This window comes from Streptomyces sp. B5E4, assembly GCF_039871555.1.
In the GTDB taxonomy this organism is placed as follows: Bacteria; Actinomycetota; Actinomycetes; order Streptomycetales; family Streptomycetaceae; genus Streptomyces.
In genome coordinates, this window is sequence record NZ_JBDPMI010000006.1 from 53000 (window position 1) to 76238 (window position 23239).

At 70.5% G+C, this 23239-nt stretch carries 19 protein-coding genes and 3 pseudogenes; 11 read left to right on the plus strand and 11 right to left on the minus strand.

Features of this window, described 5'->3' with window-relative positions:
- Positions 1-2 precede the first annotated feature (2 nt).
- The 5 genes and pseudogenes from ABGA99_RS10540 to ABGA99_RS10560 form a co-directional block, all read left to right on the plus strand.
- Positions 3-509, plus strand: a complete 507-nt coding sequence (locus tag ABGA99_RS10540; RefSeq protein WP_347582513.1) for a hypothetical protein — start codon at positions 3-5, stop codon at positions 507-509.
- Entirely contained in the window at positions 509-1429 is a 921-nt protein-coding gene (locus ABGA99_RS10545) for a peptidoglycan-binding protein (RefSeq protein ID WP_347582514.1), read from the plus strand. Before ABGA99_RS10540 ends, ABGA99_RS10545 begins: the two co-directional genes overlap by 1 nt.
- A gap of 1 nt (position 1430) precedes the next feature.
- Positions 1431-1607, plus strand: coding sequence for a hypothetical protein (locus ABGA99_RS10550; protein WP_347577106.1), 177 nt, complete (start codon positions 1431-1433; stop codon positions 1605-1607).
- Between the two features lie 63 nt (positions 1608-1670).
- The gene (locus tag ABGA99_RS10555) at positions 1671-2186 is read left to right on the plus strand and encodes a hypothetical protein (protein WP_347577107.1); all 516 of its coding nucleotides are present in this window, start codon (positions 1671-1673) and stop codon (positions 2184-2186) included.
- A gap of 145 nt (positions 2187-2331) precedes the next feature.
- Positions 2332-2610, plus strand: a pseudogene (locus ABGA99_RS10560) (ArsB/NhaD family transporter); the annotation flags it as partial.
- 91 nt (positions 2611-2701) lie between these two features.
- Here ABGA99_RS10560 and ABGA99_RS10565 read toward each other — a convergent pair.
- The 3 genes from ABGA99_RS10565 to ABGA99_RS10575 form a co-directional block, all read right to left on the minus strand.
- On the minus strand, positions 2702-3637 hold the full coding sequence (locus tag ABGA99_RS10565; RefSeq protein ID WP_347582583.1) for an NEW3 domain-containing protein: 936 nt from the start codon (positions 3635-3637) through the stop codon (positions 2702-2704).
- Positions 3638-3791: 154 nt separating this feature from the next.
- Positions 3792-5222 (minus strand): Gfo/Idh/MocA family oxidoreductase, encoded by a 1431-nt coding sequence (locus tag ABGA99_RS10570; protein ID WP_347577108.1) that lies wholly within the window; start codon positions 5220-5222, stop codon positions 3792-3794.
- Between the two features lie 308 nt (positions 5223-5530).
- The gene (locus ABGA99_RS10575) at positions 5531-6511 is read right to left on the minus strand and encodes a hypothetical protein (RefSeq protein ID WP_347577109.1); all 981 of its coding nucleotides are present in this window, start codon (positions 6509-6511) and stop codon (positions 5531-5533) included.
- 325 nt (positions 6512-6836) lie between these two features.
- Between ABGA99_RS10575 and ABGA99_RS10580 the strand changes: the two genes are divergently transcribed.
- Positions 6837-9677: a BTAD domain-containing putative transcriptional regulator gene (locus tag ABGA99_RS10580; protein WP_347582515.1), complete on the plus strand. Its 2841-nt coding sequence runs from the start codon at positions 6837-6839 to the stop codon at positions 9675-9677.
- Between the two features lie 236 nt (positions 9678-9913).
- Complete coding sequence (locus tag ABGA99_RS10585; protein WP_347582516.1) at positions 9914-11452, plus strand: helix-turn-helix domain-containing protein; 1539 nt, start codon at positions 9914-9916, stop codon at positions 11450-11452.
- A gap of 103 nt (positions 11453-11555) precedes the next feature.
- On the opposite strand, the gene ABGA99_RS10590 is transcribed toward ABGA99_RS10585, so the two are convergent.
- From ABGA99_RS10590 to ABGA99_RS10600, 3 genes and pseudogenes are all read right to left on the minus strand, one after another.
- Complete coding sequence (locus ABGA99_RS10590) at positions 11556-11894, minus strand: NEW3 domain-containing protein (RefSeq protein ID WP_347582584.1); 339 nt, start codon at positions 11892-11894, stop codon at positions 11556-11558.
- Between the two features lie 3 nt (positions 11895-11897).
- Positions 11898-14351 (minus strand): annotated as a pseudogene (locus ABGA99_RS10595) (glycoside hydrolase family 95 protein); the annotation flags it as partial.
- A 155-nt stretch (positions 14352-14506) separates the two neighbouring features.
- A pseudogene (locus ABGA99_RS10600) lies at positions 14507-15408 on the minus strand (aldehyde dehydrogenase family protein); the annotation flags it as partial.
- Between the two features lie 355 nt (positions 15409-15763).
- Between ABGA99_RS10600 and ABGA99_RS10605 the strand changes: the two are divergent.
- Positions 15764-15886 (plus strand): hypothetical protein, encoded by a 123-nt coding sequence (locus tag ABGA99_RS10605; protein ID WP_347577112.1) that lies wholly within the window; start codon positions 15764-15766, stop codon positions 15884-15886.
- Positions 15887-16267: 381 nt separating this feature from the next.
- Entirely contained in the window at positions 16268-17281 is a 1014-nt protein-coding gene (locus ABGA99_RS10610) for a response regulator transcription factor (RefSeq protein ID WP_347582517.1), read from the plus strand.
- A gap of 96 nt (positions 17282-17377) precedes the next feature.
- On the opposite strand, the gene ABGA99_RS10615 is transcribed toward ABGA99_RS10610, so the two are convergent.
- Both ABGA99_RS10615 and ABGA99_RS10620 read right to left on the minus strand, forming a co-directional pair.
- Positions 17378-18796, minus strand: a complete 1419-nt coding sequence (locus ABGA99_RS10615) for a hypothetical protein (protein WP_347577114.1) — start codon at positions 18794-18796, stop codon at positions 17378-17380.
- A gap of 69 nt (positions 18797-18865) precedes the next feature.
- The gene (locus ABGA99_RS10620) at positions 18866-19090 is read right to left on the minus strand and encodes a hypothetical protein (RefSeq protein ID WP_347577115.1); all 225 of its coding nucleotides are present in this window, start codon (positions 19088-19090) and stop codon (positions 18866-18868) included.
- Between the two features lie 238 nt (positions 19091-19328).
- Here ABGA99_RS10620 and ABGA99_RS10625 point away from each other — a divergent pair, with 238 nt between their 5' ends.
- Positions 19329-19940 (plus strand): DUF4158 domain-containing protein, encoded by a 612-nt coding sequence (locus ABGA99_RS10625; RefSeq protein WP_347582518.1) that lies wholly within the window; start codon positions 19329-19331, stop codon positions 19938-19940.
- Here ABGA99_RS10625 and ABGA99_RS10630 read toward each other — a convergent pair.
- Both ABGA99_RS10630 and ABGA99_RS10635 read right to left on the minus strand, forming a co-directional pair.
- Positions 19897-20760, minus strand: coding sequence for a hypothetical protein (locus ABGA99_RS10630; protein WP_347582519.1), 864 nt, complete (start codon positions 20758-20760; stop codon positions 19897-19899). The two genes, ABGA99_RS10625 and ABGA99_RS10630, sit on opposite strands and share 44 nt — an antisense overlap.
- A 326-nt stretch (positions 20761-21086) precedes the next feature.
- The gene (locus ABGA99_RS10635) at positions 21087-22073 is read right to left on the minus strand and encodes an aldo/keto reductase (protein WP_347577118.1); all 987 of its coding nucleotides are present in this window, start codon (positions 22071-22073) and stop codon (positions 21087-21089) included.
- Positions 22074-22255: 182 nt separating this feature from the next.
- Between ABGA99_RS10635 and ABGA99_RS10640 the strand changes: the two genes are divergently transcribed.
- Complete coding sequence (locus ABGA99_RS10640) at positions 22256-22696, plus strand: MerR family transcriptional regulator (protein WP_347582520.1); 441 nt, start codon at positions 22256-22258, stop codon at positions 22694-22696.
- A gap of 65 nt (positions 22697-22761) precedes the next feature.
- Here ABGA99_RS10640 and ABGA99_RS10645 read toward each other — a convergent pair whose 3' ends face one another.
- Entirely contained in the window at positions 22762-23223 is a 462-nt protein-coding gene (locus tag ABGA99_RS10645) for an Atu4866 domain-containing protein (RefSeq protein ID WP_347582521.1), read from the minus strand.
- Between the last annotated feature and the right edge of the window lie 16 nt (positions 23224-23239).

Sequence of the window (23239 nt, forward strand, 5' to 3'; positions counted from 1 at the left end):
AAGTGGACTTCACCACCAGCGCCCTGATCCTGTCCTGGGTCGCCATCGCCCTGCTCGCCCTGGTGGTGTCCGGGCTGGTACGGCAGGTCCACCAGCTCTCCCGGGGCGCGGTGGTCCGCTCGCCCGGGCGGCTGGGCGTCACGCCCGGCAGCGCCGCGCCGCACGCGGACGAGTTGCTGGCCGAGGACCGCGAGACGCTGCTGCTCTTCCTGAGCGCCGAATGCCGCACCTGCGCCGAGGTGCTGGCGGCGGCCGGCCGCCTCGACGGGCCGCCCGCGGTACGCGCCGTCTACGCCGGCGACGCACCCCCCGCCACGGAGGCCGGCGTGCCGGTCACCGGGAACCGGCCCGACCTCTTCACCGCGTACGACGCGATCGCGACCCCGTTCGCCGTGCTCGTCAGCACCACCGGGCGCGTCGTGCGCAGCGAACCGCTCGGCTCCGCCGACGCGTTGGGCGACCTGGTCGCCGCAGCCCCCCACCACACCAGTCAGCCGAGGAGCGCGTGATGACCACCCTCGACGAGGTTCCCCAGCTTCGCCGTTCCGGCGCCGCCGACCGGCCCACCCGCCGCCGCAGCACCTCCTCGCTGCCGAGCCTGGCGCCCCGGCGGCGCACCGTACTCCAATCGGCGACGGTCGTGGGCTTCGCCGCCCTCGGCGTCTTCGGGGCCGCCAGGGAGGCGTACGCGGACGGCTACGACATCTGGGAGGGCGCCTGCCCCTCCTACGCCTCGACGCACGACTGCTCCCCCGGCTGCGGCCCGAGCACGGTGCACGCCGCCGCCTGTGAGACGAGCGGCCCGCACGAGGGCTTCCACCGCAACGACGGCGTGACCTGGACCCTGCGGCCCAACCAGTGCTACTCCGGCTCCTACGACGGCTGGCTGTGGGCGTTCAGCGGCGCGTGCGGCGCCTGCGGCTGCGGCATCGAGCGGCGTTGCCACGACGGCTACTTCAACTCCGGCTCCGGCTGGGTGCGGTCCATCTGCCGCTGGACCACCGACTGCGGCTGCGAGGGCGCGATCACCTGGCCCACGCTGCGGGACGGCTCGCGTGGCCCGGACGTGTCCACGGCCCAGCACCTCCTGGGCCACCACCAGTTCGCCACCGAGCCGGACGGGATCTTCGGGCCCAACACCGCGACCGCGGTCACCGGCTTCCAGGAGGCCAAGGGTCTGCCGGCGACGGGCACGGTCAACGCGACCACCTGGACCCACCTGGTGGTCACCGTCCGGCAGGGCGACGCCGGCGACGCCGTCAGCGCCGCCCAGGTCCAACTCGTCAAGCACGGCTACCCGTTGACCGTGGACGGCAAGTTCGGAACGCTCACGGCGAACGCGACCCGGGAGTTCCAGCGCGGCGCCGGGCTGACCGTCGACGGCATCGTCGGCCAGCAGACCTGGCGCACCCTCGTCGGCGGGGCGTGACTTGGGGCAGCTCGGTACGGGACCGGCCAGGCCGGCGTGGCGCGGTCGGCTGACCGACCCGGCGGTGCCGATGCTCGTGCTGAGCTGCGGTGCGGTGGCGGCCAGTTGGTACGGTCCGCTGCTCACCTGGACGGTCCTCGGCGGTCTGGCCGGCTACTCGCTCTCCGGCTCCGTTTGAACGCGGAACAGCGCGCACGCGCTTGCCTCGCCAGGTTGGCGGGCCGTTCATCGACAGACCACCGTGCTGGGGGTCTTCTCCACCGGGCTGCTGCTCGGCGCCCTGCTGTCGGCCACCGTGCTGTGGCTTGCCTCCGGGCTGGTCGCACCGGTCCCGGCGGACTGGCGCGCGGGGGCGACGGTCGCCCTCGGGCTGCTCGCCGTCGCACGTGACGCCGGGGTGCTGCGCCTGCGGCTGCCGCAGAACGCGCGGCAGGTCCCGCAGGACGTACTGCAACGGCATCTGGCCCGTGGCGCACTCCAGTTCGGGTTCGAGATGGGCACCGGGGTGCGGACCTACGTGTCGGCGAGCCTGCCGTACGCCCTCGCGCTGGGAGTGCTGCTGGGCAACGACGCGGGCGTGGCGCTGGCGGCCGGCCTCGGCTTCGCACTGGGCCGCGCGGCCACCCCGGCCCTGCGGTTCGCCTCCGGCACCGGCGAGGAGTGGGACGACCGCCTGCTGACCCGCCTCACCCTCCTCAAACTCGGCGCCGCGACGGTGGCGACGGCCGCCTGGACGGTGCTGTCCCTGCGGGCGTAGACACCGATACCCCGGGGCAGCCGGCGGCGGGCAGAACCGCACCACTCACCAAGCGGGGCGAGCGCCCTACGCCGACGCGGGCAGCGCAGGGAACACGACCACCGAGCCGTCCTTGTTGCGGGCGATCTCAATCGCCACGTCCGTCGTGGCCTCGGTGAGCCCCATCGTCGAGGAAATCGTCGCCGCCTCGGGCGGCACCGGCGAGGCCGGAATGCTGTGGTGGGCGTTCGCCCTGGGGGCCGACCTCGGCGGCAACGCCACCGTCATCGCTTCCTCGGCGAACGTCGTCGTCATCGGCATCGCCGAGCGCGAAGGCCACCACATCTCGTTCTGGAAGTTCAGCCGCTACGGCCTCGTCGTCACCGCCCTCACCGTCTCCATCGCGGGTCTGTACGTGTGGCTGCGCTATTTCGCCCTGGCCTGAGGCCGACGGGGAGGCCCGGACCGTCCTGTCCGCCGTCGGGTGGACAGGACGGTCCGGCTTCAGAAGTGGTTCGGATGCTGCTCGTGGCGCTTCAGGGGGCGATGGCCATGGCGAAGACGTGGATGCCGCCCTGCCCCGGCAGCACCACCAAGTCCACCGTCCTGCCCGCCTGGAGCGGCACGGAATGGGCGAAGACGCTGTACGTGACGCCTGCGTTGCCGTAACCGTCCTGGCGGTTGCGGCCGTTCGAAGCGGCTATCTGGGTCGCGCCGTGGTCGGTGACGTTCTGGAACGACCAGTTGGGGAAGCCGAAGCTGCCACTGCTGCTCGTGCCGTCGGAGTAGAAGACCCGGGCGCTGCCCACTGCATTGTTGCCGACCCCCGAGCCGAGGAAGACCAGCCTGCTGCCGGATCCTCTGAGGGAGATCGCCTGGCCGCCGCTGGACACGTTGTCCCTGGCCCCCGGCGTGACGTCCGGCCAGGTCAGATCGGCGCCGAGAGCGGTGACGGACGCGCCCGGGACCAGGCCCACGTCGGCGAGCTTCTGGGCTGAGAAGCTGTTGCCGCCGCCGTCGAAGTCGCCTGGCGTGGTGTTCGATTCATCGGTGATGCCGACGTTGTTGTACGCCGCCGCGAGCGTGGGCAGCGGCTCACCGCGTCGCTCCGTGCGAGTGACGGTGGCGGAGGCGAGGCCGTCGCCGCCTTCGTAGCACGCGGTCGCGGTGAAGTTGAGCAGTTGGAAGCCGGAACTCGGTGCCGGGACCAGCAGTTCGAAGGTCACGGTGGCGGAGGCGTTCGGGGCGATGCCGCCCTTGACGGTCCGTAGCTCCGGCTCCACCACCCAGCCGACCGGCCCGGAGAAGCTCACCCGCAGGTCACGCACTCGCTGGGGAGAGGTGTTGCGGACGGTGACGGTGACGGTGGTGACGGCCGGTCCGTCGAGGTCGAGGGGAGAGACGGTGACCTCGGTCTGCGCGGCGTCGGCGGCGCGGGCGGCGCCCGCGAGGACGGTCGCGGGCAGCAGCACGGCCCCCGCTCCGGCCACGGCGAAGGATCTTCGGGACAGGGCGGCGCGGGATGGCTCAATCGGCATGAGCGTTTCCTCTCCTCCGGGGAGACTGGGCCGATGGGCGGCCTGAGGTTGAGTGGGATCGATCCGGGGCGACGTGAGCGAGCACTGCTCAGGGCACGGGCGGCATGTCCGAGTCGCGCGTGTCGAGACCGAGACGGATGTTCACCCAGGATCCGCGGGTGAAGTCCGGCACCGGGACCGGACGCCCCTTGTTCTCCAGCGACATCACGCTGAGCGGCACCGGTGAGCACCACACCGCCGCGTCGTACACGTCCATGTCCGGCACCAGGCCGGCGCGCATGCACTGGACCGTGCGCCACTGCAGCACATAGTCCATGCCGCCGTGCCCGCCGTTGTTGGCGGCGTCGTCGCCGATCTTCTTCCACAGCCAGTGGTCGTACTCGTCCCGCATCGCCTTGAAGTCCCGCCAGGAATGGCCGCCGTGGTCGGGCTCGACGTAGACCCGGCCACCGGTCGGAGACGGACCGGCGTAGTCCTCGAAGATGCCGCGGCTGCCGGCGATCGTGTTGATCCTGCTGTAGGGCCGAGGCGAGCTGACATCGTGCTCGGCCCGGATGATGCGGCCGTCGGCGGTGTCGATCAAGCAGGTGACGAGATCGCCGTTGACGTACGTCTCCTTCCACGCCGGGTGGCCCTCGGGCACGAACCGGGCTCGGTAGTCGGCCAGTCCCTTGGGCTCGGTGGCCGTGGCGCGCAGGGTGACCATCCGGTCCCCGCGGTTGATGTCCATCGCGGCAGCGATGGGGGCCAGGCCGTGCATCGGGTAGAAGGAGGCGACGGAGCGCGTGTGCCACAGCCGCCGCCAGGAGTCGGTGTAGTACGTGGTGGAGAACAGCAGTTCCCGCAGGTCGTGGAGGTATCCGCCGTGGCCGTTGGTGATGTCGCCGAACACGCCGTCGTGGGCCATACGTAGCATTGCCAGTTCGTTGCGGCCGTAGGAGACGTTCTCCGAGAGCAGCAGATGGCGACGGGTCCGCTCCGAGGTGTCGACCAGATCCCACAGCTCGTCCAGCTCGGTGGCGATCGGCAACTCGACCAGCACGTGCTTGCCGGCGAGCAGCGCGGCCTTGCCCTGCTCGTAGTGGAACTCCCAGGGGGTGGCTATGTAGACGAGGTCGATGTCGTCGCGCTTGAGCATCTCCTTGTACGCATCCTGCGAACCGCCGAACTCCAGGGGCCGCGGCTTGCCGTCCGCCACGAGCTGATCGGCCTTGGCCTTCGCGCGTGGGGCCCGCACATCACAGACCGCGCGCACCACGCATCCGGGTACGGCGGCCCACCCGTCGGCCATCCCGCTTCCGCGGTTGCCGATTCCTATCACCCCGACCCGCACGGTCGGGTACACGTCGAAGGGCTGCTTCACCATCGAGGTCTGCCCCGCGGGCCGACCGGGCGTCCCGGCCGTTCCGGCCGTTTCGGCGGCCCTCGCGGTGCCCGCAGTCCCCAGGGCGGCCATGGCTCCCGTGGCCGCCGCTCCGCCCAGTACTGCCCGTCTTGAGACTCCAGATGCTTCCTGCATGCGTTGCTCCCCGGCTTGGACATCGCTGGTGCCCAAGAATCTCCCGGAGGCGGAACAGCGTGTCAAGATGTGCGCGAAAGCTGCTGCTTTCAAGCAACTTCAAGCAAAGCGGGGGTGCGGGGTGCGGGACACGCCTCGGCCACGGCCGGCGGAGACCAGTGCAGTTGTGCACGCACCTGCACCGGCGTCTGTGCCGGTGGTGCGGCGACTGAGCCGACGTGCTCCTGGAGGCGTATCCGGAGGGCGCGAGCAAGCCGGGCCGGCGCCCCACGCAGGGGCGCCGACCGTCGTTGTCCGCGCAGCCGCTTCTACCGGCAGATGCGGACTTCACTGCTGGGCTGGCTGGCCTGCTGCCACCTGCTGCTGGTACTCGACCAGGTGTAGCCGATGGAGGTGGCGCCGATCGTGATGCCGGTCACGTTGGTGGAGTTCCACGTGTGGCCGTACTTCGAGAACCCCTGAATGGTCGTGCAGCCGGTCGATGCCTTCCTGAAGGTGATACCGAGTTCACCCGTCAAGCCCTGCATGTCCGCGATGACGGGCCCGGTGATCCTCGGTCCTTCGTTGAAGATGAATCCCGACCCGCGGGTGTGGGAGGTCTCTGCCTGACTGGTCGACTTCCAGCCGAGGTTCTTGCCCCGGTAGCGGAGGACGTGGGACACGGGGGCGACCTTTTTGCTGAACCTGAGGCTGAAGCCGTCGTACCCCTTGACCTTGTCGGGAACCTTCATCCACTTCCAGGCGGCGCGGCTGAAGTACTTGTTCGTCCCACTGACCTTGTAGAAGACCGGCTTCGAGATGGTGATCTCGTCGTCCGGGTTGGCGCGGGTGCCGACCTCTCCGCCCTGGTCAACTCGCTCCAGGCAGTCGTCCTCGGCCAGCTTCGCGTCGATCCGGGCCTGCGTCAGGCCCTGGCTCTCCAGCGTGTGGATGCGGGTCAGGAAGTGATTCGTCGCCGCTGTGGGATCGTCCGGGAGGTCTGCGGAGCAGGTCCGAGTGGCCTCCGCGGCCGATCCCGTCGACGCGGATTCACCGAAGGCGGTGGACGCCCCGACGGGCAGCAGAACGGCCCCCGCCATGGCGGCACCTGCCACTCGTGTCTTCATGCGCATGTACGTGTCCCCCTCGTTGGTGATGAACGCTGTGATGTGCCCGGTCGGCAGGATGCCGATCAGCGTTCGGGCTGCGTCGAATGTGCCACCAAGTACTGGTACGTGACCTTGCAGGAATCTGACGGCCGGCCTGAGCATCGTGCACAACCGGAGCCCGGATTTGAGCACCGTGCACATTGCCCGATGGATGGGGCGTCTCCTACGGTGACGGTCCATCTGTTGCACGGTGAGCGGTGGTCCCCGTCCGGCGAGTGGGGTCTGTCCATCGAAACGAAGAGTGAACTGGTCGGCGTACACCGTGTTCAAGCAGCTTTCGCGACGAACCCTCGACCTCGAAACCTTCCACCGTGCCGCGCATTCTTCTTTGGTCGCGGCTTCCTCGTACCCGGGTGCGTCTCGACCCGGGTACGGATTTCACGGGTGACCCCCGCGCCCGACCTTTCCCCTCCGTTCACCGCCGTGACCCGATGAGTCGTAGCAGAACAAGTGGAGGATCGACGGAGTGAGCGAGTTACGACTGCTGGGCCCGGTGGAACTTCGCGGGGCGGACGGTCGGCAGTACCCGCTGGGGCCGCCGCAGCAGCGGAGTGTGCTGGCGGTGCTGGCGATGGCGCCCGGCAGACCGGTCATGGTCGAGACGTTGATGAGGCATGTCTGGCGCGACGAGTCGTCCGGCGCCCCGCGTGACGTGCTGTACACCTACGTCTCCCGGCTGCGCCGGCTGCTTCGGGAGGCGGCGCAGGACCGTCCGCACGCTCCGGTGCTGCGCCGCGGCAACGGCGGATACGTGCTGGACATCGCCCCTGAAAGCGTCGATCTGCAACGTGCTCGCGCACTGGCGGGTCAGGGAAGGACGGAGCGGGCCGACGATCCGGAGCGGGCCGCCAAGCTGTTCGGCGAGGCGAGCGCGCTGTGGCGCGGCACACCGCTGGCCGGGCTGCGCGGTGAGTGGGCGGAGCAGGTGCGGGCCGGATTGGAGCGTGAGCGGGTCACGCTGCTGACCGAGTGGTACGACCTGGAGCTGGAGCTGGGCCGGCATGCGGAGTCGGTGGCGGGTCTGTCGGCGGAGGTGGTGGAGCACCCGTTGGCGGAGCCGCTGGCAGGGCAGTTGATGCTCGCGCTGTACCGTTCCGGGCGGCAGTCCGACGCCCTGGAGGTGTACGCCCGTGCACGCGCGTCCCTCATCGAGGAGATCGGTGAGGAACCGGGGCCGGAGCTGCGCCGGCTGCACGAGCGGATTCTGCGTCGGAGCCGCGATCTGAACCGGCGTCAGGAGCCGCACAAGCCCGGCGCGGGACAGTCCGAGGCCCCGCCCGGCGATGCCCCGCAAGCCGTACGGCCCGCGCAACTGCCGCCCGGTGTCGCCGGGTTCACCGGGCGGGAGGCGTATCTGCGCCGGTTGGACCGGTTGTTGCCGGAAGCGGACGGAGACTCGCCGGAGGCGACGATCTGTGCCGTGGTCGGCACCGCCGGGGTGGGGAAGACCGCGCTGGCGATGCACTGGGCCCACCGGGCGGCGGAGCGGTTTCCCGACGGGCAGTTGTACGTGAACCTGCGCGGGTTCGCCGCGGCGGACCGTCCCACCGAGCCGGCCGAGGCATTGAGGGCCTTTCTGCAGGCCCTGCGGATCCCGGACAGCCAGATCCCCGAGGGCACCGACGCCCGCACGGGTCTGTTCCGCAGCCTGCTGACGGGCAGGCGGGTACTGGTGGTTCTCGACAATGCCCGCGACGACGGTCAGGTGCTACCGCTGCTGCCCGGCGCGCCGGGATGCGCCACCCTGATCACCAGCCGGCACCGGCTTCCCGGTCTCATTGCCGCGACCGGTGCGGACCAGATCGTGCTGGAGCCGTTCAGTACCGAAGAGGCACGGCAACTGCTCATCGGGCGCCTGACAGCCGAGCAGTTGGAGGGCCGGCGGGGTGCGGTGACGGACCTCGTGAACGGATGCGTGCGGCTGCCCCTGGCCCTGGCCCTGGCTGCGGCCCACCTCGCCGCCCGCCCTGGCATCACGCTCACCGCGCTGGCCGACCGGACGCCCGATTCCGGTGGGTGCGAGCTCATGGCGGACGTACGGACGGTGTTCTCCTGGTCGTACCGCGTCCTCAGCCCTGCCGCCGCCCGGCTGTTCCGCATGCTCGGTCTCCACCCGGGGCCGGAGTTCCGCACCGGCGCGGCGGCCGCCCTGGGCGGTATCGGGCCGCCGCAGGCCCGCGCCCTGCTACGAGAGTTGACCTGGGCCAGCGTGCTCGACGAGCGGGCGCCCGGCAGATTTGCCATGCACGATCTGCTGCGCGACTACGCCGCCGAACTGTCGCGCGAACAGGATGACGAAGAGCAACGGCAGGCAGCCGTGTGCCGCACGCTCGACTACTACCTGCACTCGGCCCACGCCGCGTGCCGGACCCTGTGGGCACACCGCGACCGGCTCACGGACCTGGGCCCACCGCCGTCCGGCATCACCCCCGAGGCCTTCGAGGAGGCGGCACCGGCCTACACCTGGTTCGCCACCGAGCGGCGTGCCCTCGCCGAGGCCGTACGACTCGCCGTGACGTCCGGCCTCGACGGGCACGTCGTCCGACTGGGCCGCAGGCTGGGCGCCTACCTCGACCGCGATGGGCGCTGGATCGAGCAGAACCGGCTGCTGCAAACGGTCCTCGCGGCAGCGCTCCGGACGGCCGACGACCCCGCAGGCGACCCCGAGCTGGCTGCCGCCCTGTGCGACCAGGCCCGCTCCGCCTTCCGCCTGGGCGGCATCGAGCAGGCCCGCGAGCATCTGGAAACCGCCTACGAGCTGTGCCGTAGCCATGGCGACCTCGCCGGTCAGGCGGAGGTCCACCACTACATGGCCGTCCTGCACGAGGTACGCGACGAGCCGGAGCCGGCCCTGAAGCACGCGCGCGAGTCCCTCGCCCTCTACCGTCAGGCCGGTGACCGCCGCGGCGAGGGCCGCGAGCTGAACATCATCGGCTGGATCCACGGCCTGCTCGGCAGGCCCGAGTCGTCGCTGGCGCTCTCCCGGCAGGCGCTGGCCGTGCAGGAGAGCGTGGGCGACCGGTACTTCATGGGCATCACCTGGGACAGCCTCGGCCGCGCCCACCACCGCCTGGGCGATCCGCACGAGGCGATCCGCTGCTTCCGGCGCGCGATCGAGCTGCTGGAGTCCCCCGATGCGGCAGATCTGCTGAACGCCGCCAAGGCCCACACCGCTCTCGGCGACGCGCAGGACGGCATAGGCGACGCCGAGGCCGCCCGGGCGTCGTGGACGCGGGCGCTGCGCATCTTCGAGGACCTCCGCCACCCGGCCGCCGCCGAACCCCGCTCCCGGCTGCACGTCGCGTAGAGGGCCTCTCTGCCGTCCGGGCCCCGGACCCGGTCATGTCCAGGTTCCGTCAAGACGCTCCCGCCAGAATGCCGGTACCGCTTCCGCCCGGCAGGGTGGGGCGCGAATATGGCTGTGCGGACCGCCGCGGGCCGGGTGCGAGCGGTGGCCGGCCGTTCGCAGGCCGGCGGTGTCCTGGCGAAAGCGGAGTTCAGGGGCCGGTAGAGGCGGGTGGGGGCCGGGTGGACGCGGCAGAGGTGCGTGGGGACACTGCAGGGCTCGAAGGGCTGCTGCGTGAGGTGAGACGCCAGGCATCACGCCCGGACGGGCCGGATGCGCGGGAGGTCCTTCACTGGCTGCACCGGCACACCGGCGCGGACTTCGCGCTGGTCACGGAGGACGGGGACACGGTGGAGTCGTCCACCGCGGGCTTTCCCCGGGAGATTCTGCGTTCGCTCGCTCCGCTGCTCGCGCGCATGTCCGGCGGGCAGTTGGCCGCGGCCGCGACCCAGGCCGACGAGTGGAACGTACGCTGTGAGGTTCTCGGTGTGCACGATTCGCGCCCTGTACTGGTGGCTGCCGCTCGGTCGGCGCTGAGCCCGGAGGCGGTTGCGCTGATCCCGCACGCCGGCAGCGTCATCACACTGCTCCGCCGCGCCATGGACGGCGATCGGGCCTGGCGCGGCTTCCAGTACAAGGCGCGCCAGGTGAGGTTCGGCGTGCTCTCGGCACTGCTCGTCGCGGGGCCCGTGCTGGCCCGCCGCATGACGACCGGCGCCGTTCCACCGTTGCTGGAGGCCGACCGGCTGCGTGTCCATCTGCTGCATTGCCTGCCTGCCGACCGCGACAGGATCGTGCGGGCCTACCAGGATCCCTCCGGCTACCACGGTCCCGATCTGCTGGTGCACTGCCCGGTCTTCAAGGAGCACGTGATCTGTCTCATCGCGGACGACGCCGGTACCCGGGACGGGTACGGCTCCGGCGGGCACGCCGGTGGCCTGGGCGCAGAGCTGCACCGCCTGGTACGGGACAACCCCGGTTATGCGATGGGTGTCAGCGATCCGCATCCGCTCAGCTCCACGGCTGAGGCGTACGGGCAGGCCGCCCACGCCCTGGCCGCCGCCCGGGCCACCCCCGGGCGCGTGGTCTCTCACCGGGGGCAGACGCCGTTGGGCGAGGTCCTGCCACGCCGGCCCGCTCTCGCCTGGGCCCGTGCGCTCCTGCACCCGCTGGACTCCCTTCCGAAGACCACCGTCGACATCACCCGCCTCGTGACGAGCATGCCCCGAGCGGCTGTGGCACGCCTGCTCGACCTCAGCCGCAACACCGTCACCGCCCACATCAAGCGTGCGGAAGCGGCCCTCGGCCTGGATCTCGCCGATGCCCGCTCCCGCGCGGCCGTCCACCTCGCCCTCGCCCTCACCAGCGGCTGCACCACGATCGAACCCGACGAGCCCCCAACGCCTCCCAGCCTGGCGGACTTGCTGGATTCCGAACCCGCCGCCGCCTGGGCCCGCACTTTCCTGCTGCCTCTGCAGGCCCCGCAGCGCCGCACCCTTCAGGCGTGGATCGACGCCAACACCGACGGCCAGCAGGCCGCCCGCCGCCTCGGCATCAGCCGCAACACCGTCCGTGCCCACCTGCGCACCGCCGAAGCCCTCCTCCGCCGTGACCTGCTGACCGCCGGCACCGGCGTTCACGACGTCGTCCACGCTCTCCACATCGCAGGCCAGTTACCCGTGGGACTCGACCTGCCCGACAGCCCGGCGTCGATCCCGACGGCACGCACTCCTTGAGAGGGGAGCACCAAGTCGCCGAATGAACGCCCCGCGCCCCGGTCAGCTCCCGGGTCGGCGGCCCGTCCACGGCTCGCTGGGGCACCCCGCCGGCGGTGGGACTCTACGGGGTCGCCGGCTTGCCGAGGGCGACGCCGTTCCGCAACACCTTGATGCGTACAGGCGCCCGCAGCTCCCACTCGTCGGTGCTCACCACTCCCCTGATCGTGTGGGTGCCGTCGGATGCGTTCTCCGGGATGGTGACGACGAAGTCGGCGGTGGCCGACCGCCCCGGGCGGGACGGCCTGAGCCGTACGCTGCCGGGGTCGGCAGACCAGCCTTCGGGAAGCTCGACGGCCGCGCGGGACGCGGGCATCGGGGTGCGGTCCGCCGCAGCGAGGGTGACGGAGAGCGGTATGCGGGCACCGGGGCGCTGCACCTCGTCGGTGACATCGAGCGTCACTGCGGCCTGCGGAACGATGCGGTACTTCGCCCCGGCCCCCGTCGGGAGCGTGAGTGCGTCGCCGTCGGTGGAGAAGTCGGCGGGCCTGCCGTTGTCACGGTAGACCCGGACCTTTCCGCGGAACGCCTCGTGCCGCAGCACGGCGTCCCCGCCCTTGGCCGAGGCGAGCCGGATCTCGGTGGGGTTGCCCGAGCGCCAGGTCGCGCCCACGGTGAACGCGCCACGGGCCTTCAGCCCGTCCACGCTCCCGTCCTCCCAGGCGCTCGGCAGGGCGGGCAGGACGTCGATCGTGCCGAGGTGGCTCTGCAGCAGCATTTCGGCGATCCCGGCGGTGGCGCCGAAGTTGCCGTCGATCTGGTACGGGGGATGCGTGTCCCAGAGGTTGGGGAGAGTGCTGTGCTCAAGCTGCTGGGTGAGCAGCTTGTGCGCGCGGTCGCCGTCGAGGAGCCGCGCCCAGAAGTTGATCTTCCATGCCTTGCTCCAACCCGTGCCGTCGTCCCCGCGGGCGTTCAGCGAGACCTTGGCGGCTTCGGCGAGCCCCGGCGTGGTGGTCGGGGAGATCTGCCGGCCGGGGTGGACGGAGAACAGATGCGAGACGTGCCGGTGGTGCTCGTCCGGGTCGTCCCGGTCGGCTTTCCACTCCTGCAACTGCCCCCACGAGCCGACCCGCAGCCCCGGGTCCAGCTTGTCCAGGACGGTGGCCGCCCGCTTGGCGAAGGCCTTGTCGCCGGTCTTGGCGGCGGCTTCGGCGGTGTCCGTGAAGAGGTGCCAGAGGATCTGCTGGGACATCGACGCGCCGGCGGTCGCCGGACCGATCTCCGGGGAGCGGCTGGGGGTGGCGACCAGGGTGCCGTCGGACGGGTCGGTGCGCAGGTTCCCGATCCAGAACTGCGCCGCCTCCTTCATCACCGGGTAGGCGACCTCGGTGAGGTAGTCCTCGTCGAGGGTGAAGCGGTAGTGATCGTAGAGCTGGTCCGCGAGCCAGGCACCGGACTCGGGGAAGAAGTACGCCGGGTGGTCCCAGGCGCCGGTGTGCCCGTAGATGTTGGAGGCGTGGTGGGCGACCCACCCCTGCCCGACCCCGAACATCTGCTTCGCCGTCACCCGTCCCGGCTCCCGCAGACCGTCGACGTAGGCGGACAACGGCTCGGCCGTCTCGGACAGATTGGCGACGTCGGCCGGCCAGTAGTTCATCTGCAGGTTGATGTTGAGGTGGTAGTCGGCCTGCCAGGGCGGGGCCTCCATGTCGTTCCACACCCCCTGCAGGTTCGCCGGCAGCGAGCCCGGGCGGGAGGAGGCGGCCAGCAGATAGCGGCCGTACCGGAAGAACAGTTCCTCCAGCGCGCGGTCGGCCGCCTCCGGCCCTTCGCCGTACCGGCTCAGCAACTCGTCGGTCGGCACATCGGGCATCTCTCCGCCGAGGTCGAGCGCGACGCGGTCGAACAGCTCGGCGTGGTCGGCCTCGTGGTCGCGCAGGAGTGCGCCGTAGCCTTTGGCCGCCGCGTCGTCGACCAGCGAGGTCACCCGGGCGTGCGGGTCCTCGCCCCGGTAGTCGGGGTAGTCGGCGGCGTAGTCGGTCCCGGCCGCGAGAACGAGTGTCACCTCGTCGGCATCCCGTACGTGCACCGTGCCGTCGTCTCCGTCGGTGCGCGAGCCGCCGTCGTTGAGCACCTGAAGCTGGGCCTCGTACGCCAGGCCGTTGCTGTCGAGCGCGCCGCTCACGGTGATCCTCCCGTCGTCGGCCCCGGCCGCGCTCGTCCGGTTGGGCGGGACGCCGATCCGGGAGGTGAGGTCCACCTGACCGGGCCGGTCGGCGCTGATGCGGGCGGCGATGACGCCGTCCGCCGCGGTGGCGAAGTACTCGCGGGTGAACCGGACGTCGCCGGACCGGTAGGAGACCCCCGCGACGCCCCGGCCGATGTCCAGGTCCCTGCGGTATCCGGTGACCGGTGCCGCCTGATCGGGGAAGTCGAGCCGCAGGTCGCCGAAGCTCTGGTAGGCCCCGAAGCGGCGGTGCCGGGGCGAGTCGGAGGCGTGGCCGAGCTTGTCCCGCACGTACTCCGGGGTCACCTGACCCTCGTCCTGGATCCGCTGCCGGACCTCCTCCAGCGCGCCCGGCCGGGGCTCGTCCCAGTTGCCGAAGTTGTAGTCGGCCACGCCCGGCCCGCCGGTCCACAGCGTCTTCTCGTTGAACTGGAGGCGCTCGGCCTCGACACCGCCGAACACCGACGCACCCATCGCACCGTTGCCGATCGGCAACGACCGCTGCTCCCAGCCGTCATGCGTATCCGGGGCGGGCTCGTCATACCAGAGAACGGAACCGGGGTCGGACCCGGCCGCCGCGGCATGCGCAGCCGGGAGATCGGATGACGGTGAGGTATCGACTGCGGCTGAGGGGATGGTGAGTGCCGCGCACAGCGCAAGCATGCTCAGCCCGGTCATGGTGCGTCTGCCCATCTGACTGCTCCCCACACCCGGATACATCGGAGGTGTTTCGGGAGTGTAGCCAGCAGTTGACGGATCGAACAGCCTTGGCGCGGATGAGATCGGATGTCTGTGAGGCTCCACTCTCGCTGAACGTCGGCGGGCTGCTGCCGGCGCGGGGCGGCGGATCAGCGCAGCGCGTGCAGCCGCCGGGCGAACTCCACCGCCCGCGCCGCCCGTGCTCGCGGGGTGGCGAACGAGGTGAGGTCCGCGTACGGGTGGAAGCGGCGTACGGTGACCGACGCGGGCGCGGCGAGCGCGCGCAGCCCTTCGGCGCCGTGGATGCGCCCGTACCCGGACAGCCCGCTGCCGCCGAAGGGCAGCGCGGGGACGGCGGCATAGCCGAGCACCGAGCCGACCGAGACCGCGCCGGCGCGCAGCCCGGCCGCCACCGCCAGGCCCTCGCGGCGGGTGCGCGTGAAGACGGCGGCGCCGAGAGCGTACGGGGAGTCGTTGGCGCGCAGGACGGCCTCGTCCAGGTCGGCCACGGCGTTGACCGCGACGACCGGGCCGAAGGTCTCCTCGCGCATGGCGGGTGAGTCCTCCGGCACGTCGACGAGCACGACGGGGCGGACGTAGGGCCGCTGGGCGGACCCGGGGCCGCCCAGGAGCGCGCGGGCCCCCGCGGTCACGGCCTCCTTGACGTGGTACTCGACCGTGCCGAGCTGCGAGGGAAGCGTCATGGCGCTGTAGTCGGCGGCCTTTTCACGGCCGGAGGTGCCTGGTTCGAGCCGGCGGGCGCGGCGAATGATGGCTGTACCAGCCGTTCGTGCACGTCCTTGACCGCGTACACCCGCTCGACGCCGGCGCAGGTCTGCCCGGCGTTGGCCATGGCGCCCCACACGATCGCCTCCGCGGCCCGCTCCAGCGCGGCCCGGCCGAGACGGGGACCCACGATCGCCGCGTCCTTGCCACCGCCCTCGACGAGGACCGGCGTGAGGGTCTCGGCGCACACGGCGGCGACCTTGCGGGCGGTGTCCGGCGAGCCGGTGAAGGCGACCTTGTCCACTCCGGCGCGGGCCAGCGACTCAGCGGCAGGCGAGGCTCTTGATCCGCGTGGCGGCGCGCTACGTTGATTGCACGTCCTTGCCGGTCAGCCCTTCCGCGGGGGATGGTGAGCAGGTCACTTCCCGAGACGGGAACCACACATTGTTTCGCTCCTCTCGCACGGTGTGCTTGCGACTCCTGACGACCACCGCGTGCACGTCGCGACAGCTCGCGATGGTCGCGGTCGCTGTCGAGAGGAGGTGCCGATGTGCCAGGTCCCCCGATCGGACGATCCGAGCGAGAACGCGGAGGGCGACCGACCCGATGCGTCCGGACGACGGTCGGCCGAGAGGTGGCACCCGCGAAAGAGCGACTCGTGGTGGTCGGGAGTGCGCGCCATGCTGCAAGCCGTAGAGGCGATGGCGGGCCTGAGACACGACGAGACCCTTGCCGTGTGGGCAAGGGCTCTCATCGCGGTCGGTGACATGATCGTCGACGCTGGCGAGCCCGAGCGGTCGTGACACCCGAGGGGCCTGGCCGTCGAGAGACGGCCAGGTCTCTCCAACCAGGAGAACATGGGCTGTCGGCGGCGGCCAAGGGGCACTCACGGAATCGCACCCGCCGGGTCGACACGAAAGTGGTTTCGTGCCCGGATCGCCGCGTATCGAAGGAAGGGGCCGTGAGTGGGGGCGACAGTCGCCGACTGCCAAGGGTGCGGCGGGCCGTTGCCGCCGACTGCACGCACGGGACGGCCGCGCCGATACTGCTCGGATGCCTGTCGGTCGGCGGCTCGGCGGGTCCGGCAGCGTGACTTGGCGTCCGCCGCCGCGGCGGCGTCTCACGTGTGCTCGACAGCCATCGCCGACCGATCGTGCGGCCGGCGTGCGCGGTACGTCCTGTTGGTGGAAGGCAGGGAGGTGCGCGCCTGCACCGCGTGCTACGAGATGACCGTTTCGTTCCTGATCGACCGCGGCGTGACCGCAACTGCGGTCGAGGTACGCCGCTTACCCGACGAGGCCGGTGAGGGCGAGCACGACGACAAGGCAGGAGAGAACGTGTCGCCCCGCAACAGCGTGCAGCCGTCCGCCGCACCGGGGTCGGTCGCTCCCCCTCGCAAGAATCGGCTTCTCCTCATCGAGGACGATGAGAACGTATCCCAGCTCTTGTGCATGGTCCTGAACAGGAAGGGCTACGCCGCCACCTACGAGCGCGACGGGCAGGCCGGGCTGCGTGAGGCGTACGCTCAGCGACCTGACGTGGTATTGCTCGACCTGGGTCTCCCCGACATGGACGGCAGTCAACTCCTCCACCGCCTGCGAGCAGTCAGTGATGTCCCCGTGATCGTCGTGACGGCCCGCAACGATGTCCAGACGCGTGTGCATCTGCTGAACACCGGTGCAGACGACTACCTGGTCAAGCCGTTCCACGCCGAGGAGCTCATCGCCCGAATCGAGAGAGTGCTCCACCGGCACGCCGCACCCGGCAAGTGGGCGGATCAGATCTATGACGACGGCCTGTTGCGGCTGGATTCCCTGCGCAGGGAAGCAAGCGTGGCCGGCGTGCCCCTGATGCTCACGCCCACCGAATTCCGCGTACTCGACCTCCTCGTGCGCAACACGGGCGTCGTCCAGTCCTTGGCCAAGCTGCTGTCGAGGGCTTGGGACGAGCCCGTCAAACAGGACACCGCCAAGGTCAAGTTCGCGATCTCACGGCTGCGCCGCAAGCTGGACTCCACCGCCCTGGGCAGCGAGTCGATCGTCTCGGCACGCGGCGTCGGCTATTTCTTCCGTGCACCGGCCGAACCCACGCCGGCGCCTTCGACGACAGACGGTCCGCGACCGCCTCGGTCGGGTTACGGACACGCAGGCAACGTCCTGCGCATTCTGGAGTCCCGGGACCAAGAGGGCTCCGGGTGAGTCCGGGACCGAGGCATCCCCGGAGCGGGCTCCCCTTCTCGCCCAGCGGGGTGGAAAGGCGCATCACTGCGCTGCCTGGAGCCGTGAGCCGCCGCCCTACCGCTGATGCAGCACTTGCACCACGGGGGTGTCGCCGCCGCCGATCAGGGGGATGAACAGCGCGGTGTCGCGCAGGGGGCGGAACGGGAGGTCGGTGCCGGCGGGCAGCGCCTCGGGCTCGCCGCCGGCGAGGTCGACCTGGACCCCGGTCTGGGGGCCCTCGGTCTCCTCGGTCACGTACCCGTAGCCGATCCCGTCGTTGGTGACGGACAGCAGGTGCATCTCCTTGCGGTCGCCGTCACCGGCCACGCAGACACCCTCGCCGGTCTCCAGATCGAACGCCGCCGGACCCGCCGTCGCGTAGCGGCCGTCGGGCGACACGGACAGCTCCGGCGTCCCGCCGGCCCCCCGCTCCCGCAGGCTCCCCTGCTCTGCGACATCCTCCGCGTCGCAGTCCACCTGTGCCTGGAGTTCCCCCGTCCGCGCGTCGTGCACCGACCACTTCCACCGGGCATCGAACCCGGCCTCACCCACCCGCCACACCGCGGCCACATGCGCGGGGGACGCGGCCGTCACCCGGCCGTTGATCTCGTCGCCGTACGGGTCCTTCCACACCCCTTCGGGCGCGAAGTCCTCGTTGAACCAGCGCCCCGGGATGCCGAAGCCGCCGGTCTCCATGCTCACCACGGGACCCTCGTCGCCCGCCCCGACGACCTTCCCGCCGCCGATGCACGACGCCGGGCCGCACTGCGGCATCTCCAGGTCCTCGTAGCCGAATGCGGTGCGCTTGCCGGTCGTCAGGTCCACGGACACGCCGTAGGTGTCCGAGCCGACGGGATCCCAGGTGACCAGCGCCCCGTCACCGCCGTCACGCACCTGCACGCCTGACGGGGCGTCCACCGGCACGGAGACCTGCCGCGCGGGCGCCTTCCCGTCGCCGGAGCCGTCCGCGGGAAAGACCGCCAGGCGCACGACCTCCTTGCCGTCGTGCAGTTCGTCCTTGCCCTCCATGCCGTGGGCCCACACGACGACGTACTCGCGGCCGTCCTGCTCCACCGTCGCCACACTCGGAGGCTCCGCCACCCCGTCCGCCGACGGCTCCTCGACCGGCGGCGGGGTCCACGACTTGCTCGACCAGCGCAACTCGCCGGAGCCGGCGGCGCGGGCCTCGACGGTATAGCCGCCGGAGGAGCCGAGGAGATACGCCACGGTGTCAGCCCGCGGCGCCACGGTCACCGGCATCGCCTCGGCAGTCGACCCGGACATCCACTCCAGCGGCTGCGACCAGCCCCTGGCCTTGTCATAGGCCTGCGGCACCGGCGACTCTCCCACCGGCCCGGCCGCCTGCCCGCCTTCCGCCCCCGCCTTGCCCGAACCGCCGGGGCCGTCCTCGTCGCCCCCGGAACCGGAACTGGACCCGCAGCCCATCATCAGACCCAGCACCGCCACGGCCCCGACCGCCGACACAACTCGCATAAGCGCCCCCATGATTCGTCGATCCCACCGGTCCAGCGGGCCACCCTACAGATGACGAACGGCAGCCGCTCAGAGGATGATCAGCGCCGCCGCGGCGATGAACACCACCTGCAGTACGGTGCGCCGGCCGATCGGATCGCCCTGCGCGGTGTGGCGCCGGGCTGCCGACACGTTCGCCGGGAACATGACCACCATCAGGGCGATCAGGCATCCGGCCGCAAGGGGCACCGTGGCGGGGACGAGGACGCCGACGGCACCCGCGGCCTCAAGGATTCCCGTGAGCGTGACCAGCATGCCGGGACGGGGAAGCGCCGGCGGGACCATGGCGATCAGGTCCCCGCGGAGCTTCGGGAAGGAGTGGGCGAACGCAGTGGGGGTCCCAGTAGTTCTCGCCGAAAAAACAACGGAGTAGCCCTTGACCTGGCCCGTTGCTGTGGAGCCGGTGGCTCGTTGGGCTGATCGGGTGAGTGGTCTTGGTCCCCCGCTGAGGCCGCTCACTCGTTGGTGATCCAGGCGAGGGAGAGGCAGGCGGATGGCGACGCGGGTGTTCTCGGATGAGGAGTTGGAGGCGCTGCGGTCGTTCCCGGCGATCGGGAAGGACGAGTTGATCCGCTACTTCACCCTCACCTCGGCGGATGAGGCGTTCCTGCGGACGTTCCTGCGTCCGCAGACGGTGCTGGGGGCTGCTGTGCAGTTGTGCACGCTGCCGTGGCTGGGTTTCGTGCCGGACGAGGTGTCGGCGGCTCCGTCGCTGCAGGTCGGGCTGTTCATCGGGGGCCTGCTCGTGTCGGCCAGCATCGATCGGGCCGACTGGCCGCTCGACCCCTACCGGATCTGGCTGGTGGCGGGCACGGCCGCCGTCGCCGTGGGCCTGGCGTCGCCCGCCTTCCGCCTGCCACCGTCGAGCAACTGGGCCGTCCGACCGCGCAGTTCATCGACCTTCTGTGAGGCCGCAGCTCTCCGTCACCCGAGAAGGACAGTCTCGGAAGGAGGTGGACGTCGACTCGGCCGCCCCTCTGTCGCGTCGGCATCCTGGCTGCGGTTGAGGTGTCCTTCGACGGCCGACGTCCCAAGGTGGGGCGGGGCGGCGTGGGCCGGGGTCACGAGGTCGGGGTGGGGGAGGCCGTTCGAAGCTGGTTCCTGAGGCGGTAGGCGATGCGCACGCGCTCGTAATCCACTCCTTCCGATACCGGGCTGGGAAGGTTTGTGCGGCTGCTGCTCGTCGATGACCGGCTGCCCGGGGCGCCGCTGAAGCGGACCTCGGTGTGCGGCGGCGCGCGGAAGCGCAGGCGGTCCGCCTCGACGGTGGAGCTGAACGCGATGTCCGCAGGCGCGACTAACGCGGACTCTTCCTCGGTACCGCCCTCGCCCTCCCCTTCGCGGCACCGGTGGCCGGAACCCTCGGCATCCGACGGTGACCCGCCTGGCTCCTCGACCCCGCTGGGGAGTGCCTTACCGACCTTGTCCGCCGCCTTCCGGGTGCGCCCGCCGGCGTCCTTGGCCGTCGCTTCCGCGCCGTGACCCAGTTCGCCCGCCAGGCGGCCCGCTTCGCCGGCCACGTCCTCCGTCGCTCCTCCGACTCCGGAGGCGACCTGCTCCAGGATCTGCGGATTGTGGTCAATCGTCGTCAGTACCCTGCCGATGATCTCCGCGACATTGTCCAGCCGGACCTTCAGCAGGGCCTGCGCCTCGACGCCGTGGATGTCCAGGTGGACACCGCCGAGGCTTACGTCCGCACCCACGTTGAGCCCCATCAGGCTGAGTACCTCCGCCCGCAGCGACACCCGGGCCCGCAGGTTCTCGACGTCGAGGGTGATCTGGTCGACCTTGAGCTGCGGCACGTCGAGCAGGACGTCAGGGTCCGCCGACGATCGCTCCGGCGGCCCGCTGCCGCCGTCCTCGGCATACGCGTCATCGTCATAGTCCTCGTCGTTTACCTCGTCCGACGTTTCTTCGTCGTCCACGTCGTCTCCCGAACGCGCTGGCGAACTCACTCTCCCATTTCTCACTTTTTATCACATTGCGGAATTGATTGGTTTGTTCTTGTGGCGTTCTGTCAGCGCTTGTGTCATCAGCCGCCAGGTCGGAGGACATCCCCACCCTGATGGGGGAGTATGGCCCTGCCCGGCACACAGTGCGGGAGAGGCGTGCACGCTCAGGAGACCACGTTCAAAGAGCTCGTTCAGAGGGGGTCGTCGGTGGTTGCGCCCTCGTCGAGAACTACTGGGACCCCTTTCACGGGGGGCAGGGCGACGCCGAGTCGTTGACCAGGTGGCTGCGACCGCCGCGTTCAGCCGTTGACGAAGGTGAGGCTGGTCGCGTCGTAGCGGTCGCCGGCGATCTGTCCGGTCGGTGCGGCGGCCTCGACGGCGGCGAAGTCCTCGGGGGTCAGCTCGACGTCCAGGGCCGCGAGGTTCTCCTCCAGGTAGCGCCGGCGCCGGGTGCCGGGGATGGGGACCACGTCCTCGCCCCGGTGCTGCACCCAGGCCAGGGCGAGCTGGCCGGCGGTGATGCCCTTGGCGGCGGCCAGTTCTTCCAGCCTGCCGACGATCGCCAGATTGCGTTCAAGATTGCCGTCGGTGAACCGCGGCTGGCTGCGCCGTACATCGTTGTCCGCCATGGTCTCGACCGAGGAGTAGCGCCCGGTCAGAAAGCCCCGGCCGAGCGGGGAGAACGGGACGATGCCGATACCGAGTTCGCGGCAGACAGCGGCGCTCTCCGCCTCCAGGTCGCGGGTCCACAGCGACCATTCGCTCTGCAGCGCGGCGATGGGGTGCACGGCGTGGGCCCGGCGGATGGTCCGCGCGCCCGCTTCCGACAGGCCGAGGTGGCGGACCTTGCCCTCGCGTACCAGCTCGGCCATGGCGCCGACGGTCTCCTCGATCGGCACCTGCGGATCGACCCGATGCTGGTAGTACAGGTCGATGTGGTCGACGCCGAGGCGCCGCAGCGACGCCTCGCAGGCCTGGCGCACGTAGGCGGCGTCCCCCCGGACCCGGGTGGGCTCACCCAGGCGGTTGGCGAACCCGAACTTCGTGGCCAGCACCACCTCGTCGCGCCGCCCGGCGACGGCCCGCCCGATCAACTCCTCGTTGTGTCCTGAGCCGTAGAAGTCGGCGGTGTCCAGGAGTGTGACACCGAGGTCGAGGGCCCGGCCCAGCGTCGCGATCGACTGTGCGTCGTCCGTGGCGCCGTAACCGTGGCTCATTCCCATGCACCCCAGTCCCTGCGCGGAAACCGCCAGTGCGCCGAGGTGCCGGGTGGGGATATCCGTCATGATTCCTTCTCATCGGTCGGAGGGACTTTCTGATCACGACGCTAAGAACTGGAGTGCGCTCCAGGTCAAGCAGCTGTGAACGGCATCACAGATTCCGTGTTGCCATCGAGGACCTCCAGAAGTTCAAGGGCGGTAGGACCGGGATTTGACCTGGAGTGAGCTCCAGGTTCTACGGTTCTTGTATGACGGAGAACAGTGCTCCCGAGCCCAGAGAACCGACCCTGACGATCGCCCAGGTCGCAGAGACGACCGGGCTCTCGCCCGACACCCTGCGTTACTACGAGCGCTCCGGCCTCATTCAGCGGGTCGGGCGTACCACCGGCAATCAGCGCCGCTATGCGGCAGCGGACCTTGCCTGGCTGGAGTTTCTGCTGCGGCTACGGGAGACCGGCATGTCCATCGCCGACATGCAACACTTCGCCCGGCTACGGGCAGCCGGTGGCGGCACGATCGCCGACCGCCTTTCCATGCTGCGCGTACATCGCAGCGATCTCGCCACGCGTATCAGCCGCCTTCGCGCCAACGCCGCCGCGCTGGACGAGAAGATCCACCACTACGAGCAGGTGCTCGCTGAGCAGCCGGAAAAGGACGGATCCGGGTACCCCAAACCCTCGACCGCCTGACCGGTGATGGGTTCCGCCCGCTTTCACTCCTCGCGCATAGGCCCATTTGCCGAACTTTCGAGGGGTCAGGAAGCGCGCCGCAGGTCGTAACCGTCGATCTCGATACGGTCGTCGCCGATCGTCCCCTCGACCGTGATCCCCGAGGTGGTGTTCAGGCAGAGCATGGAACCTTCGACGGTATAGCTTCCCTCGTACGCGGCCTTCTGCCCGTTGAAATCCTCGACGAACGTTCCGTCAGCCCTCAGCCCTCTCCGCAATTGCCCGTCGTCGGTCGCCCACACTCCGGTTACCGCCTCCGCCCCGGAGCTCTCCTTCGGCGCCTGCGATGACATCGGCGTATCGGCGGAAGAGGAGGGATCAGCGGACGACGAGGACAATTTGTCGACAGAGGAAGAAGTGGTGGATGTCGGCGCGGTGTCCGATGACGAGCATGCGGTCAAGGCGAGCACCATACCCAGCAGTGCCACCGGCAGCCTGGCGTAATTTGCTTTCATACCGGCCACATTGCCACGCGTACGCGCTTCCACCCAGAGTCCTGATTTT